We start from the raw sequence: 17,435 nt of genomic DNA on the forward strand, positions 1-17,435 counted from the left end.
AATTTTTTAAGTGTTCAAAAATAAGGCTTTATTTTGTTCTATGACTTCAGTATTTAGAGTAAAGTCTATTACAAATTTAGTAGCAGTACTTGACCATTTTTCATACACCTCATTAGGCATTTTTATTGCCTCGTTGAAATTAATTATAATATTAGACTCATTGGTAATATCCATATCCCAACCAATGCATTTAGATTTTAAATCTTTCCATGGAGTTTTATTGGATATAAGCACAGGAAGGCCTACCGAAAGCGCTTCAATTATCGCATGACCAAAATTCTCACCCTCCGATAGTAACACAAAAAAATCATACTTAGTCAAAGTCATTGGTATGGCTTCGTTATTTATAAATCCTTTATAAGTTACTTTTATATGCTTTGGTAAACCCGATATTACTTCTTGGCATTTTAACCAATATGCCTCATCATAAATAGGTCCATATAAATCTAATTCCAAAGGTTCAATTATAAAGTTTAGAGCTTTTAACATCACCAAAGTGCCCTTCTCTATAGAAATTCGTGCTACATTAATAAAACGAACAGGGTTCTGTTTTTTCTCCTTTACTTGGGCTATATATTTTAATTTTCTTGGAAATTGATTTGCTATTTCTATAGATTTAAATACTTGTATTCGCTTCCTAACAGCAATCGCTTCATCTTCATTGGAAACATGAAATACTACATGTTTATATATCTTAAAGGTATTCGCTAATTTTAGAAATATTTTCTTTTTAAAAGACTTCACACTAAAAGCTTGGTCTGATAACATTCCGTGAGGGTTCAAAATACAATTTTCTTTTTTTGAAAAGAACACAGGTAAAATTGAAAAATAATAAGAAAATAGGCCATTTACATATATAAAATCATAATCTGAATTTAAAATTATTTTTTTAATGGTACTATAAGATAAATTTGACTTTGAAAAATAATAACATTGGCTGTCATTCATTTTATTCCATGCATCTGAATGAATTTTAGGATAAACTTTAGTCTCTAAAAAATCCGTATCTCGTGTTACAATTTTAAAGTCAAAAAAACTTTCTAAATAATCTACAAAATTACCAAATGACGTTACTGTACCACCTGCTTTGTATCCTGGGCGGTACCAATCTATAAATGCTAAAACTATTTTTTTATCCTTCATTATATTAGAGCCAAGGGGCTTTGGGTTTATGCTGCGCGTTATTATTTAAAAAGTCAATACAATTATTAAAATATGAAGCCGCAACGGAACCAGAGATATGATTTTTTGACCAATCTGAAATAGATTTTCTTTCTAATTCTGAAAGTCTTCCCTTTTTTAGCCATTTAACTAAATGAGATTCAAAATCTTCATCATCAATATGAAATACACCTCCTCTATTTTCATAATCTAACAAAATACTAGCACCACAACTACTACTGCAAAGCACTCGCATGCCATTACCTAATGCTTCGTTGACAACAGCACCCCAGCCATCAAAAATACTAGGCAATAACAGTAAATCACATTCTAACATAAGTTTTTGAATTTCAGTATTCTCTAAAACTTCTATATATTCTACACTTGTTTTTTCTGAAATCTGTTGCAAAAGGTCAAATTTTAAAGGGCCTGAGCCAACAATATAAAACTTATTAAAATTAGAATTATGCCTAAGTATTATTGGAAGAAAAGGTAAAATATTTTTTCTATCATCTAAAGAACCAACAAAAAGCAGGTTAGGTAAATTTAGCTTTTCATTTTCAAAATTATCTTCATTTATAGATTCAGTAAAATAGCCCCAATCGAATATAATTCTAGAATCAAAAAACAAATTTTCAAAACAACGCCTAGCAGGTAAACCGGTTACAAAAATGGCTTTGATTTTTGTTTTGTATTTAAGACTTAATCCTAAATATTTAATACGACGTAAAAGACCTTTTATCCCACTAGTTTTAAAAGACTCCGTAACTATGGCTAAATTCGAACAATTCAATTCTACTCCAAATTGCAAAGCTTTTGTTGGCAACCCATAAGCATGAAGCCCAGAAAATAAATGATAAGCTAACTTATTCTTTTCAAGCAAACCTTTTATTTTGTTTTCTGAAGGTGCTATATGTAATTCAACATCTCCTATGTCTGGAACTTTCCAACCAGATGTTTTACGTACATTACTTAATTCATGCTCTACAACCAGAATAACCTTACTCTTTTCCGCTAAAGCCTTTAAAAATGCAGACTGATGAATACTAATAATATTCTGCCAAAATACATAGGTCATAACACTTCTATTTTTAATTCAGACTCACTAGCTTTACTTACTCCAAACACTAACCAAGCATAGAAAAACAAATAACTACCAGCCGCAAACATATATCCCTCTGCTATCCAATGTATCATAAAAAAACAAGTAATGTATTTAAAAAATGATTAAGGGATAATTGTGATTTAAACTTAGCAATTTTACTATTCCTTATAAATGTTCGCAATACTAAAAAAACAAAAATTCCAATTCCCAATATTCCTGTCATTGCTAAAATAACTCCCCAACTTGTACCTGGCTCAACCGTACCTGTGTCATAATTAATTGTACCATATAACGCGTTTGAATATCCAATACCAATAACAGGACTTTCCTTAAACTCATCTAATCTATATGCCCATAACTCCTCTCTCGACCCAAATTCATCACCGTCAGCCGCTCTTTTTTCAGTTTTTTCAATTAAGTTCTCTGTATATTGACTCCATAAAGGAAAAGAAAGAATTGATAATAGACAAATACCCAATAACACTCGAATTAACGTTCCGAGTCGTTTTTTATAAAGCTGAATTGATAAAAACAATAATGCTATTACAGCACTAACAATTGCAATACGTGATGCTGACAGTAATAACGTTAGAAAAGAAACTACAATCATAAACTTATAAAACAAGTTCTGTTTTTTCTTTAAATCTTTATATTTTAAATTAAATACGCATAATAATAAAGATATGCCTGCTAAAGGAGATAACGTCATAGAATTTATAGTAAAACCACCAAAATTAGACCCGTTATCTATACCAGAATAAACTCCCGATACTCTTCCTACAAAAGATAGTAAAGTTAACCAAACTATTAAATGATTCGTATATTTAAAACAATAGTGCTTTACCTGATTAATATAGTCACCATAAAATAATGGAGACAAAACCAATAATGCAATTACAAACACAATAAAACGGTTGTAGGGTTTAAAAAAAACAGGTATTGTATTAAATTGAATACTCAAGAGACAAATAAATACAAGTGTTAGTGTTAAATAATCTATTTTATGTTTAGAATTTATAATAGCTAAGAATACTGTAAAAGCCATAAACCCATAATACAAAGAAGGAGGTGTAATTGGTGTAACAATTAGAACGTTATTAAAGGCCAACAACGCTATTACAAGTGCAACAAATTTAGGAGAGAATAACATACTTAACTTTTAAGGCTTTTAATCAATTTAGCTGGCACACCACCTATTAAACTAAAAGCTTCAAAAGTAGTACTAGTCACAGCTCCCGCTGCAACAACACACATTTCTTTTATTATTGTGCCCGGTAAGATTAGAGCACCCGTACAAATCCAAGTGCCTTTATCAATTAAAACCTCTGCTGAATACCCCTCTCCAGCTGCTCTGTCCCCATTAACATCTATTTTATGGGTTCCTGTACCGATATACACACTAGGCGCTATATCTACATTTTTGCCAATGACAACTTTACTAGAACTAATAATTTGTACATTATGACCTATCCAAGTATTATCCCCAATTTGCACTATACCATGACCTCTTATTTTTACGCTAGAACAAATACGAACATTCTCACCCAAGATAACCCCAGCAAAAGCATAAAGTTTTCTTTTTAATGAAAAACCTCTTGTTTCAGGGATCAATGGTAATAAAAAACTAATGAGATACAACTTATAAGTGTTCATTTTATTTTGACTTTACACCTCCATAAGGCTTAAAATTACGATTAAAAAAAGCAACCAAATAATCTAGAGACTTAAAAAAAACCCTGTGAACTTTATATTTTAATGTACTTGCAATTTTTTTTATATCCTGATCATTTTGCCCTTCAGTGGTCGATGACCCAAAAGTATCTTGATCTTGCTCTATTAAAGTTGGATTTACAGCTAGTATATCGATTAATTTATGACGTTTTAAATAATCCCAACAATCTGCAACATGATGTACTGGATACATGTTTTCAAATAGAACTTTAGCACCTAATTGGTTAATAATATATGAGGATGTAAAAAAACCAGACTGAAAAGGTCGCAATTGATACGCCCCTAAATTATGCAATACCTCTTCTTTAGATTTGGAAGGTGATAATAAAATAATTTGCGGTTCCGTAGAAGAAATCACAGTTTCAATAGACTGCAAAATTTTCTTTGTGTTGGGAGGTAAAATTATATCATCCTCAAAAATACAAGCATAGTCAATTTGATCTGCGATCATTTTTTTATATAACATTACATGGCTCAATGCACAGCCTATAACTGCAGGAGGAAAAGGATAAGAAAAATTTCTGTATGCCCTTTTAGCATTGTAATGTATTGCTAATTCATCTGATGATAAATCTTTCCCATAATAAGCTTTAAAAAAATCAAATGGCAATTCTAAACTTGTCATTTGCTCTTCAATAGAGGCTCTTCTTTCTATATCTCTCTCTAAATTAACAACGAATATTTGCATAATTAATTTATATTACAAAATTATTTTTTTTCTAAACTTCTCTCTAATATACTTTTGGATAGGCATTTCAACCTTTAAATAGGATGCCAAAGATAGGGGTATTAAAATTGCAAAAAAGAGTATTAAAAAAACAAATTATTATAAAAATCTTTTGGAAATAAATCCCACGATACTAATAGCATAAATACAATTTGCAAAGGAAAATGAAGTAAATAAGATGAATAAGTTATATTCCCAAACCAAGCTGTTTTTTTGAACAACTGGTCATTACATATATCTATATAAATAAAAAACATCAAGGTTAATGGCATTAATATAAAGCTAGGAAAAAACGACAAAAATTTAATAAATAAATAAATTACTATTCTATTATCTATAGAATCCATGATACTATCTGTCATCCCTAAGTAATAATAGAGGATAACAATCAACCATAATAAAATTGTCGTAATCATAACCGTATAATGTAAATCTATTTTTCTTACAAAAATAAATTTAAAAATATAGTAGACACATGCGCCCATAAAAAAAGAAATAACTCCATGAAAAAAACCTGTAGCAATACCTGTTTTTATTTCTAAAAAAAACCAATAAAGGCCACAATAAAACAACTTAATAAAGATCCCAATTTTTTTCTTGCAAAAATAAAGAAAGAAATATATAAAATAATTTCTACCGAGACAGACCAAGAAGGTCCATTAAATGACAGTCCATTACTAAAACCCCAATGTTGAATAAAAAAAATATTATATATAAAATGCTTCAAATCAAAATTATCATATACAAAAGTTGTATTATTTTGACTTATATAAACAAACTGAAGTAATACACACAATATTAGAGTTAAAAAAGTGTAGAGGGTACAATCTAGAAAATCTAGCTATAGAAAAACTCTTAAAATCAATTAAATTGTTCTTGACCTTATCATAATATAACCAAAAAAATATAAAACCTGATAACTGAAAAAAATATTGAACAGCAAAACCCCCGTCGTTATAAAATAATTTTAGCGTTGAATACAAAGGAAAATCGGTTTTAGAACTTACTTTGTTTAATAAAAAATGCTGCCAATGTACTAAAATAACAGCCATAGCGGCAAAACCTCTTGAAAAGTCTAAACTATATAAATGTTTCGGAAAATTCAATTTTTATTTTTAAAGGATTAATGCAATATCTATATCTGCTAAAATAGTTTAACTCTCATGACTTTATTATCAACGATAGGCAAAACTTCAAATTTTGTTATAATATAGCCTCACTATTAAAGTTATTATATATTAACAGAACAAAAAATCGCATAATTAAAGTTTTAATTTTAATATAATTTGAATTAAAAATATCAAAATACGAGAACCAAAAACTTTTCTAGCTAAAAGCATAATTTTAAATGGTTTTGATTCAATCTTTAATTCATTTATTAACCATGTTTCATAATCTTTAATTACAAAGGCATTCTTATAATTAAGAAGGTTTACATATAAGGTTCTACAATTTTTTGTAATACCTTTATTTATTTCAGACGTCCAATGGTGCTCTGCTTTTAACGCTCTTACTATTTTTTTTTGAGTTTCAATCCCAGACAATATGGCGTTAATACTTAAGCTAGCATCACTTAGTCGGTCTTGTTGATGTACCCTCAAAAAAAACAGATGTTCTTCAAGAAATTTAAATCGTTTGGTTTTTAATAAAACTCTAATATGGTATTCTAAATCATCACCAAATCCCAAATGCTCATCCCATCCTTTAGATTTTAAAAGCATATGTTTAGTCCATAGAGGTGCAGAGGTTTGCATCACATGCACTCCATTACATAACTTATCAATTAATTGATTAATTGAATCAAATGGTTTCCCTATAACTTCAAGATCCTTTGGTTTCTCTAGATCTTCTCCCATATATCCATAACAACTACAGCCTTCTAAATTATTTGATTTTATAAACTGAATTTGATTTTCAAGCTTATTTTCAAATAGCAAATCATCCGAATCTAAAAATTGGATAAACTCTCCCTTAGCTAAGCGCAATCCATAATTTCTTGCGGCAGAAGCACCAGCGTTTGTCTGTCTATAATATTGTATATTATGAAGCTTCCAATCTGTCTTTAATAATGCAGATACTATTTCTTCGGTACCATCTGTTGACCCATCATCGATAATTATAATCTCAACATTATTGTAAACTTGATTTATACAACTCTCTACAGCTTTAAGCAGAAAAGAAATACGATTATATGTGGGTATTATAATACTAACTAGCCCTAAACTCTTATCCATGATTCTGGTATACGTTCTGTAATTGGAACTGCGTCAACATTAAACCATTTATTTGGACTAATCACTATTTTATTTTTATAATCTGATAGCCAAGCTCCCCACCAACTAAATGAACTATTAGCAATTATAAAATACTTGCAATTAGTTAGTAATCTAAAATCTTCATGATCTTGTTTTCCAATATTATGTTTAATAATTTTTTGATGCTCTGATATCTTAAAATTATCTTCTGCCCAGTCTGGATCATCTGTGAAAATAAAAAAGTACGGATTTTCTACCTTATCTTTAATAATAGCGATGGCCTTTTTGTAATAATCCATATCACATAAGCCGTGTACAGCATTCGCCACTGGATTGGCCACATAGTCTCCTCGTCTAATATGTACCGCTACTGCATTAACCGATTCTATTTCATCTAAATATTTTTGGTTTATAGCATTAGGTTTGTCTTTAAAAGACAATTCCTTTAACAAAGTAGGGCGAATACTTTCAAAATACTTAAAACTCTGCCAATAGCCTTCAATTACTATGTTTCTCGATTTTTGCTGCAGTAAACTTTCATCAAACCCTTCTTCTTTATCCCTTATCATTTGGTAAGACCAAGCAAAAGGCATAATTGTTTTAAAAAATTTACCAAGACGCACACTCGCTACCCATCTTACTAGCCACTGCACAAAAGGAGACCCAAAGTCTTCATCTTGTATATTAAATAAACCCAAATCATAATGGCGTTGTGGAGCTTCTTTTAAAATTGGTCTAGGATCGATGACTAATTTTTTATTTAATGCAACCGCCATTGCTTTTGCTGTGGCGTATTCATATAATTGATTGCCCATACCACCTAGTAAACGGACTATTATTTTACCTTGACTCATTTGTGTTCTGACATTAATGTTTTGATATTTATAAATTTTGATGCATTGTTCTTAATCCAATCGAATTCTTTATCCCACCATTTAAATTTCTCAAGAAATGCAATTTCATCCATGGAAAATCTAAATTTTATTAATTTTGCAGGTACACCTACATTAATTGAATAGGGCTCTACATCCTTTGTTACAATTGCATTTGCCCCTATTATTGCCCCATCTCCTATCGTTACACCATCTACTATCTTAACCCCAGAGCCAATCCATACATCATTTCCGATTTCAACGACATATTTAGATTTGCTTACTTTAGGTAATTCTTCGAACACATTTTTATGCACAAATGTAAAACCGGCTTGACCAATAGTTGAAAAAAAAGCTGGATGTATACTTACAAATTCTTTTGTAGGATGACTTCCCATACCTGTTCTAACGTTATCTGCTATAGCACAAAACCGCCCCACCTTTGTATTTCTTATACTAGAGTTTTCAGAAATATAAGTTCCAGTACCAATAATTGATGAAGACACATCACAGCCTTTGCCTATTTTTATATTCTTCTCTAGTTTTGTAAAAAAATCAATTTTCACCTTTCTAAGTATACGTTTGTTTTTTAAAAAAAATGACAACTTAATTAAAGTTAATGATAATGCAATGTAGATTTTAATTAATATTCTTTTCATTTTATAAATTCAAAAATTTCCGCGCTTCCATATTTAATGATTAAAAAACCGGTATTAATTTATTTTGTTCTTTAAGTTTCTTATTGAACTTGTTCTAGTCTTATCTCTTAATGCCTCCATCTCCTCCAGTAAACTTGAATATTTATCAACGCTTAGTTTACAAGCCTGTATTAGTGCGGAATCCAAACCATTCTTTTCGTATAAAATCGCATTTTTATTTGAAAACAAATAGGTTTCAGAAAATTCTTTTCTAATAATTGGTGGCTTTATAAAGCCCTGACATAATTGCCAAGATCCAGTTGTCTCACCTTTTAAATACCTTTGATGTCCTTTAATTTCAGGATCTAAAAGCGGTAAAAAATAATGTGCTTCCTCTAATTTTATATACATTTCTGTAAAACTCAAGTACCCTAAAAAAATAATTTCTTTTGGTAATTTAGAAATTTCAACTCCTTTATCTACTCTCCCAATTACATAAATTTTAAAATTTAAAATCTTCTCTGTTTTAAGTGTCTCAATAGCTTCCAAAAGTTCTTTGAAATTTCTATTTCTCTCTGTTACCGTACCAATGGTAATAAAAACTGTTTCTTTATCTTTTTTTGGCGTTTTTACTTTTCCGAAATAATTTGGATTTAACATAGGAATAGTAAAATCGTCTTCATTATAAGCGTTAAGTAAAAATATTTTGTTCGCATCATATTTTTGGCTTTCTAAATACGGCTTTAGACTCTCTAAATTATGTTCTACCAAAAAATAACCTTTTCTTCCTTCTGGTAAATAGCCTAAATAATCAGAAAAAAGACCATAAAAACCGTATTTATTAGAAAGGCGTGTAGAAGTAATAAACGTATAGTCAAATGATTTTATAATATTCTTTTTCACAAAATATTTTAAACCATAATGTCCCATACAAATCAATTGAGGTTTTTCATTTTCATTATATCTTGAAAAAACACCACTAAGTAAGTTCTTGTGCCTTACTACTAAATATACTTTATACCCCAATTGATTCCAATAATAACAATAACCTGGTAAAATTTCAGCATGAAACTCATTAGGCTCTATAATTAAAACCGATTTATTAGGAACGTCTAAATTGTTTAAATACTTACTATTTTTTATAGTTAATGCTAGTTCTTTCCAATTAAAACTTATAACCTGGTTCAGGTTTTTATTCAAGTGAAAGAATATTTTATTAAATAAATTCATTGCTATTAGGTTCAAAATTGAAGAAAAGTCTTAAGACTTCTTACAAAAAAAGTCATTTGGTTACTTTTAGTCATATTATCATATTTCCTAAGCGGTGATTGCCAATAGAGCCAAGCACCATTCTTTTTATTAATCATAAGCTCACGGCATTTAAGCCTAAATATTTCCGCTACTTTAGCACTCAGAATATTATGATTTAATCCATTTACATTTTGCTCTTCTCTAACGATATTAAGCAACGCTTTCTCAAAAGTCTTTAATTCTAAAAGTTCAAAATTTGCTTTTCCAGAGGTAAGATTATGGAAGGCCATTAATTCTGATTCACCAAGCGTTATGCCATAAGCATTGAGTTGTAATAGTCGCGTTTGATTAGAGTAATACTGTTGCTTAGGCTTTAATGTTGTGGAAATCTTATTGGCATGTTCACGCATTTTAATAAGCGGCTCATAAATGTTGGCTGTCTTTAAACCCACCATAACTGTTCTAGCCCATAAATCATGGTCTTGTGCATACCGAAATTCAGGATTATAGTTAAGTTTATGGTCATGAAATGCTTTTGTACGTAACATTACGGAAGGATGTAATAAAGTAAACCCTAAAAGTAATTGTATTTTTATTTCATTATGCTCCGTTGGCTGATACGCTACGAACTCGTTTCCATTGTTATCAAAGAATATGACTGAGCTTCCTAATAGTACAACGTCCTTATGATTTTCTAAAAAATAAACTTGTTTTTCTAAACGCTTAGGTAAAGAAATATCATCGGCATCCATACGTGCCAAATACGTTCCTTTTGCTGTATTAACGCCATCAATTAAATTTGCTGTTAAGCCTTTATTCTTTTCATTTACTATGACTGTAATACGTTTATCTTGTTTTTCATAATCTTGTAAAATAGATAAAGAATTATCGGTTGAACAATCCTCATAAATAATAAACTCAAAGTCTGTATAGGTCTGACTTAATATACTCTCAATAGCTTCTGCCAAATACAATTCACCATTATACACGGACATGAGTACGGATACTTTACACATATGGCAGGCATTTTTTATTAGTCTTAAAAATAGTTATTGCCATTGCTACTAGAAACCTTTTAAAACTAATTTGATCGATTCTCATACTTTATTTGACATTAAGGCTTATCTCGTAACCTGGAAAAGTTCCAATATCAAAATCATTATCCACTTCCAAATAATCACAGATGTATGCCATTCCAAGCGTTCTAAACCAAGTTGCAAACATATTTGCTTCATTTATTTTACTCGTAGTTACTGGGTGTTTCCCATACTCATTTGGGGTCTCAACCATAAACTCAAAACCACCTGACTTATTTAAACTAGCCAGATACCATATCATCGCTTTTTTTACCGCAAAATTTACGTCCTTTGTTTTATGCCCTGTGCATAAAGCAAAACGCAACAATGGATCTAAAGCATCAATATCTTCACATGCACCTGCTGCCTTTCCTTCATCTTCAAAACCACCCCATGAGTTTTGAGACTTTAAAATGACATCTACAATTTTATCTCCAAAAGGTAAAACCTCATTCTCATAAAAAAAGAGCGGATAAAAATGATAAGCTCCTCGTATGGCATCTGCAACATTATGATAGGTTTTTAAATCATAAGTATGCCACATACCTGTATCTCTTCTTTGAGATTCCCTTAACCAATTTAAAATACGGGTAATTGGTTTTTGGGCTTTTTCATTATTCATATAATCTCTTGAATATTGCAATAAAGTAACTAAATTCATGATATAATTACTTTGCGGCCATACTCTATCAGAAAAATCAAACTCAGCTAACCATTTATTTAAATAGTCTTCGTTATAGTAAGGTTCTAAAAATTTAAAACTATGTTTAGGTCTATGACCTAAACGTCCGTAAGCAATAATTATATGACCCGCTAAGTGATTTTTTCCCCAGCCATCTCCCCAGGCACCATCAGTTTCAAATTCATCACCATTTAAATTAGGGTCTCTAAAATACCCATCAGCTTCCGACTGAAATGCATCTAAATAATTCGCCCATGCTTTTTTTTCGTCTAGACTTAAGTTTTTTAACTCCCCAAATAACCCTTTAATCATGCAAGCATAAATGGATGCATACAATGTACTTTTAGTTACAGATTTTGCGAAACGATATTCATAGCCTTCAATCTTCATGGTTTCTATATAACCCAAAGATTTAGTTTTAAACGTTTCATAATCAAAATTTATATAATTATCTATACCATCTTTCGCCACTCTATTGGCTATATTTAAATTGCGCTCGGGCACTAGAAATAGACCTGCCTTTATCTTATCCTTTAAAGTTTCCTTTAAACCTGTTGGAAGTAACTTTTTAAACATTTACTTTATTTTTAATTTCTTTAATACTGGATTTAAAAACTCAAAACACTTGGTATAGATTTCCTTATAAATGGTATGTCTAAAATTATAAATAACAGCTGAACATGTTATAAAATAAATAATTCCAACCACTACCATTTCTAACAATCTACTATCTATATTTAATACAACTTTAAACCCTAGTGCTATTGCCGATGCAACACCTAACATTAGTAATACCGGAAGAAAATCTTCAAACTGCTCTTTCCAAGAATAGTCTATTTTTTTCATTGTAAATTTTGCATTTAATACATAAGCTAGAAAGCCAGTAAACAAAAGCCCCCATGTCATGTAAATAATACCATAATTTACAGTAATGAATAAAACAATCATAATTATTGTTTTCTTAAGAAGTTCTACTTTGAGATACAAATCTGAACGTCCCGTAGACTTAATGGCCGTAATTAATAATACATTTACAGGAAAAAAAACACCTCCTAAAGATAAAATCTGCAAATATTCAATTGATCCACTCCAATTATCACCCAATAACAAAGGCACAAAAGGATCTGCTAGTATGGCGATTAAAAAACAGACAAAACCAGATAAAAATACCGAAAAAACAACAGCTTTTCTAAGTTGCCCTTTCATTGCCGTTAGATTATCTTGATTTTTTGAAAATACAGGAAATGCAATTCTATTGATTACACCCGTTAAAAGCGATACTGGTAAATAATAGAGATTGAATGCCCTATTATAGAGTCCTAAGTCACTTGCTGTATATTTTTTACCAATTAAAACATTAGACAAATTATTAACGATAGTCATAAATATGTTAGCAGATAAAATATTAATACTATATTTCCAAACTGATTTTATTGAATTCATAGACAACTTTCCTCTTGGTCTCCATGTGCTTACTATCCATAAGGCCACAACACGTGTAACAGTACCTACAAGGTAACCAGCGACTAAACTCCATACACCATAATCCGTTAGAGCCATTATTATACTCACGGCACCTCCAATAAGTGTACTAAAAAAACTAGCAATCGTCGTTTGTTTAAGCTCTAAATCTCTAGAAAGCAATGAGTGATGTACAATACCAAAAGCAGATAAAAAAAACCAAGAGATTGCCAATGGATTAAGTCTATTAGTTCTGGTTGGTCATAAAACCTTGAAATTAAAGGAGCTGATAAAAACAGTAAAGCCGTCATTAAAAGCCCAATTCCTATATTTAGATAAAACACACTGGTGGTATCGTCATCGGAGTTGTGTTTTCTTTGTATTAATGCTTGGCTCATTCCTGAATCAGCAAAGAGTTGCCCAATAGCCATAAAAATAGCAAGCATGGCAATTAGTCCAAAATCATTCGGTAAAAGTAATCTTGCCAATACAATTGACGTAATAAAGCCAATTACTTGCGGTCCTGTTTGTTCTAATATGGCCCAGAGTATAGTTTTTTTCAATTGAATTTAATTATGTAAAATTAATCACATTGTACAATATTGTGAATAGCACTACCTGTATATTCTGGATAAAAATTATCTAAATCTACTTCACCAAATACCTTCGTGAAATCATTATTGTAATGTTCAATAAAAGCATTTTTTTTATCTTTTTTCTTGTATTCTTTAGAATTCAACAATGTTCTGTTTGGTGAAAAACCAACAAGATAACCTTTATTTGTTTTAGCAATACCTCGTATAAAATATCCTCTTCTAGGTAATTGAATCCTATATGTTTCGTTCGTCTTCTTATTGAAAATTCCGATTGACTCATTTATCGACTCGGTTACAATTACACAATCAGATGTGTTCAATATATCATGAGAAGCAATAAAAGACCCTGGGGTTGCTAAAAATTCAGCGGACATATCATTCGTTGATAATTTAATCAAAGAACTATCTTTAAGACTCAAATCTTGCCACCCCTTAGTCCCTAGTAATATCGTATTATGGTCGATAACTTTTAATTCATTAAAGTGACAACTATGGTATGGTGATGTTGATTTACCTATTCCTCGAAAATCAAATTTCAAGAATTGGATTTTAAATATCTTATTCAAACCTAATACAGAAAAATACTTACCGACAATAGTTGACTTCATTCTAACTTTAGAAAGTCGGTAATTAAGACTTATTTTACTTTGTAAATTAGAATCTTCTATTCTCCAATGCCATTTAAGAGCTTTTGTTTTTTATCAAAACACAATAAAGCATCAATCGTTGTAGAAACAGCATAAATTTCATCTTCAAATACTTCTAAGCAATGTATATCAGACATCAATGGGTGTGAAAAAGTGTCTACGATATTGAAAGTTGCATAGTCTATTATCATTATGAAATTATAGCCAGCCAAATAAATTAAATCATTTACTTTTTGCACTCCTTGCGAAAAACTTCGCATACATCCGTCCTTTGCTGTAAAATTAGCTGATGGAATTAATAGTTTTCTTATAATTTTATTAGTTGTAGAATCTAATTCTGCAAGAATAGAGTAAGATCCTATATTTGAATTATGCTTTAGTGGTTTAAGAGTAATAAGGTAATTCATATAACTGATTAATATTATTTAGAGCATGGTAATTATTTATTATGCAGTCGGAATTTCACGATTAATACTTATATAAAGTCTAAAATTCATTCTACGAAAAACAAATAGAATTTTCACATAAACTTTTATAATTATTTTTCATCTGATATTTAAATTAAAACATCAATTTTACTTTTTATGAGTTAGAACGATACTTATACAAAATATTCTTATTCATTTAATTTCTCAACAACCGCTAAAATACGTTCTGTAACGTTAACATCCCAAAATTTTGGAACAGAACTGTATTTATAATTTCCGGCTGTTATTGCTTCCGCCTACTCCATAATGTTTTGGGTATCAAAATCTAATAAGGTATTTGAGTCTTCTATAATAGTGCTAGGTCGCTCTGTATTTGAGCGCAGTATTTAATAAGGCTTTAACTTAAAGGGGTTTCCTCTTGTATGCCGTCACTATCCGTTAATACCATTTTGCAATACTATATGAGATTTTGAAAGCTAAAATAACAATTCCGTGTAAAAGTAAACTTTTCAACTGTATTCTGGATTATTGGATGCATTGAAAAACTATCTATTACCTTTTATAAACGCTAACCAATGCGGATATTTTTAAATTTCAAAATTTATTTTTGAATTTTTCCTTAATACTATTTTAAATTACCTAACCTTAATATAGTTAAGTATCGTACTAACAAAAATTAATAACCGTTTATTCTTAAAACATCTTTAATCAGCTCGTGGTATTTTCATTTTTCAAATACCAACTATAAGCTAATTTAATACCGTTGTGCAATGCAATTTTTGGTTCCCAATTTAAACTTCGCAACTTCGAACTATCCATCAATTTACGTGGTGTACCATCGGGTTTAGAACTATCCCAAACCAATTCTCCTTTGTGACCAACAATAGACTGAATTGTTTCTGCCAATTCTTTTATGGTCACATCAGTACCTGTACCTACATTATAGAGGTGTTCTGGTAATATATTTTCTACGGCAAATACAACAGCTTGCGCCAAATCATCTACGTACAGAAATTCGCGCATTGGTGTACCGCTTCCCCATAATGTTACTGGCGCATTGCTTGCCTTGGCTTCATGAAACTTTCGTAACATGGCTGGTAACACATGAGAACTTTTTAAATCAAAATTATCGAACGGGCCATAAAGATTTGTCGGCATTAAGCTTACAAAATCTTTACCGTATTGTTTTCGTATCGCTTCACAGGCTTTTACTCCTGCTATTTTAGCGATAGCATACCATTCGTTCGTTGGCTCTAAACTATCTGTCAGTAAATATTCTTCTTTTAGTGGTTGCGGAGCAAACTTTGGGTAAATACAAGAACTTCCTAAAAACACAAATTTTGAAACAGCCGTCTTATGAGCCGTATCAATTAAATTATTTTGAATCTGTAAGTTTTCCATTAAAAACGGATAGGGATTCTCGCTATTCGCGAGTATCCCACCTACTTTTGCTGCCGCATTTATGACAACATCTGGTTGTTCTTTATTGAAAAAATCAATTACTGCTTGTTGATTTCTTAAATCGAGTTCGGCACTTGTTTTACCTATAAGGTTTGTATAGCCTTTTGTTTCCAATGCTCGCCAAACAGCAGAACCAACCATTCCACGATGACCGGCAATGTAGATGCGTGATTCGTGATTACTTTTTTTAAGTGCGCTTTTAGACATTTTTAATAAGGTGTTCCGGTTTATTCGTAATAATTCATTGTATTATAACCCGACTGATCTAAGAATTGCTCCTTTTTCATGAGTTTTAAATCGCTAGTCATCATATCTTTAATAAGATCGTTTAGATCATATTTGCATTCCCAACCTAATTTATTCTTAGCTTTAGAAGCATCTCCTATAAGTAGTTCTACCTCTGTTGGTCTAAAATAACGTGGATCTACCGCTAAAACTTCTTTACCTATTTCAATTTGATATTCTGGATTATTACATTTTACGACATAAGCTTTCTCTGCTTCGCCTTCACCTTTAAACTCTAGTTCTATGCCGACTTCGGCAAAACTCATGTGTACAAAATCACGGATACGTGTGGTTTTTCCCGTTGCAATGACCCAGTCTTCTGCTTCATCAGCTTGAAGAATCATCCACATCATACGCACATAATCTTTTGCATGTCCCCAATCCCTTTGAGCATCAAGGTTTCCTAAGTAAAATTTATCTTGTAAACCTAAAGCTATTCGAGATACTGCTCTCGTAATTTTTCGTGTTACAAAGGTTTCCCCTCTAATTGGTGATTCGTGATTAAACAAAATCCCATTACACGCATACATATTGTATGCTTCACGATAATTTACCGTTATCCAATAGGCATACATTTTTGCTACAGCATAAGGTGAACGTGGGTAAAACGGAGTCGTTTCAGATTGTGGTACTTCTTGTACTTTACCGTATAACTCGGATGTTGAGGCTTGGTATATTCTTGTTTTCTTTTCTAAACCCAATAATCGTACAGCATCTAAGATTCGTAACGTTCCTAAACCATCTGCATTACCTGTATATTCCGGAATTTCGAACGATACAGCCACATGACTCATTGCCGCTAAATTATAAATCTCATCGGGTTGAATTTCTTTAATCAATCGAATAAGGTTCGTACTATCCGTCATATCACCATAATGCAGATAAAAATTTCGATGATCTACATGCGGATCTTGGTATAAATGATCAATTCTGTCGGTGTTAAATAATGACGAACGTCGTTTTAGGCCATGAACTTCATACCCTTTCTTTAGTAAAAACTCACTAAGATAGGCTCCGTCTTGTCCTGTAACTCCTGTTATAAAGGCAACTTTACTCATA

General features: G+C 30.9%; 15 protein-coding genes and 2 pseudogenes. All 17 read right to left on the reverse strand.

Annotated features, from left to right (window positions below; all coding sequences use genetic code 11):
• Positions 1–6: 6 nt before the first annotated feature.
• The gene (locus ADIWIN_RS00605) at positions 7–1,143 is read right to left on the reverse strand and encodes a glycosyltransferase family 4 protein (RefSeq protein WP_020895725.1); all 1,137 of its coding nucleotides are present in this window, start codon (positions 1,141–1,143) and stop codon (positions 7–9) included.
• A gap of 4 nt (positions 1,144–1,147) precedes the next feature.
• Positions 1,148–2,239 carry a glycosyltransferase gene (locus ADIWIN_RS00610; protein WP_020895726.1) on the reverse strand — a complete coding sequence of 364 codons (1,092 nt, stop codon included), beginning with the start codon at positions 2,237–2,239 and terminating at the stop codon, positions 1,148–1,150.
• A 115-nt stretch (positions 2,240–2,354) separates the two neighbouring features.
• The gene (locus ADIWIN_RS00615) at positions 2,355–3,416 is read right to left on the reverse strand and encodes an O-antigen ligase family protein (RefSeq protein ID WP_020895728.1); all 1,062 of its coding nucleotides are present in this window, start codon (positions 3,414–3,416) and stop codon (positions 2,355–2,357) included.
• A 2-nt stretch (positions 3,417–3,418) separates the two neighbouring features.
• Positions 3,419–3,919, reverse strand: coding sequence for an acyltransferase (locus ADIWIN_RS00620; RefSeq protein WP_020895729.1), 501 nt, complete (start codon positions 3,917–3,919; stop codon positions 3,419–3,421).
• A 1-nt stretch (position 3,920) separates the two neighbouring features.
• Complete coding sequence (locus ADIWIN_RS00625) at positions 3,921–4,685, reverse strand: glycosyltransferase family 25 protein (protein ID WP_020895730.1); 765 nt, start codon at positions 4,683–4,685, stop codon at positions 3,921–3,923.
• A gap of 794 nt (positions 4,686–5,479) precedes the next feature.
• Positions 5,480–5,830 carry an acyltransferase family protein gene (locus ADIWIN_RS22050; RefSeq protein WP_051155377.1) on the reverse strand — a complete coding sequence of 117 codons (351 nt, stop codon included), beginning with the start codon at positions 5,828–5,830 and terminating at the stop codon, positions 5,480–5,482.
• Between the two features lie 156 nt (positions 5,831–5,986).
• Positions 5,987–6,958: a glycosyltransferase family 2 protein gene (locus ADIWIN_RS19245; RefSeq protein WP_020895732.1), complete on the reverse strand. Its 972-nt coding sequence runs from the start codon at positions 6,956–6,958 to the stop codon at positions 5,987–5,989.
• Positions 6,943–7,833 carry an alpha-1,2-fucosyltransferase gene (locus ADIWIN_RS00645; protein ID WP_040756100.1) on the reverse strand — a complete coding sequence of 297 codons (891 nt, stop codon included), beginning with the start codon at positions 7,831–7,833 and terminating at the stop codon, positions 6,943–6,945. Before ADIWIN_RS00645 ends, ADIWIN_RS19245 begins: the two co-directional genes overlap by 16 nt.
• A gap of 106 nt (positions 7,834–7,939) precedes the next feature.
• A pseudogene (locus tag ADIWIN_RS22270) lies at positions 7,940–8,117 on the reverse strand (DapH/DapD/GlmU-related protein); the annotation flags it as partial.
• Between the two features lie 447 nt (positions 8,118–8,564).
• Positions 8,565–9,719, reverse strand: coding sequence for a glycosyltransferase family protein (locus ADIWIN_RS00655; protein WP_152487185.1), 1,155 nt, complete (start codon positions 9,717–9,719; stop codon positions 8,565–8,567).
• Positions 9,720–9,730: 11 nt separating this feature from the next.
• Entirely contained in the window at positions 9,731–10,756 is a 1,026-nt protein-coding gene (locus ADIWIN_RS19250) for a glycosyltransferase (protein ID WP_081669508.1), read from the reverse strand.
• 88 nt (positions 10,757–10,844) lie between these two features.
• Entirely contained in the window at positions 10,845–12,074 is a 1,230-nt protein-coding gene (locus ADIWIN_RS00665; RefSeq protein WP_020895737.1) for a prenyltransferase/squalene oxidase repeat-containing protein, read from the reverse strand.
• Positions 12,075–13,405 (reverse strand): annotated as a pseudogene (locus ADIWIN_RS00670) (lipopolysaccharide biosynthesis protein).
• 137 nt (positions 13,406–13,542) lie between these two features.
• Positions 13,543–14,163 (reverse strand): hypothetical protein, encoded by a 621-nt coding sequence (locus ADIWIN_RS00680; RefSeq protein WP_020895739.1) that lies wholly within the window; start codon positions 14,161–14,163, stop codon positions 13,543–13,545.
• 56 nt (positions 14,164–14,219) lie between these two features.
• On the reverse strand, positions 14,220–14,609 hold the full coding sequence (locus tag ADIWIN_RS00685; protein ID WP_040756109.1) for a hypothetical protein: 390 nt from the start codon (positions 14,607–14,609) through the stop codon (positions 14,220–14,222).
• A gap of 729 nt (positions 14,610–15,338) precedes the next feature.
• A complete protein-coding gene (locus ADIWIN_RS00690; protein ID WP_020895741.1) occupies positions 15,339–16,298 on the reverse strand; it encodes a GDP-L-fucose synthase family protein in 960 nt (319 codons plus the stop codon).
• A 20-nt stretch (positions 16,299–16,318) separates the two neighbouring features.
• Positions 16,319–17,434 (reverse strand): GDP-mannose 4,6-dehydratase, encoded by a 1,116-nt coding sequence (gene gmd, locus ADIWIN_RS00695; protein ID WP_020895742.1) that lies wholly within the window; start codon positions 17,432–17,434, stop codon positions 16,319–16,321.
• Between the last annotated feature and the right edge of the window lies 1 nt (position 17,435).

Origin of the sequence: Winogradskyella psychrotolerans RS-3, assembly GCF_000427335.1 — a bacterium.
Classification (GTDB): domain Bacteria; phylum Bacteroidota; class Bacteroidia; order Flavobacteriales; family Flavobacteriaceae; genus Winogradskyella; species Winogradskyella psychrotolerans.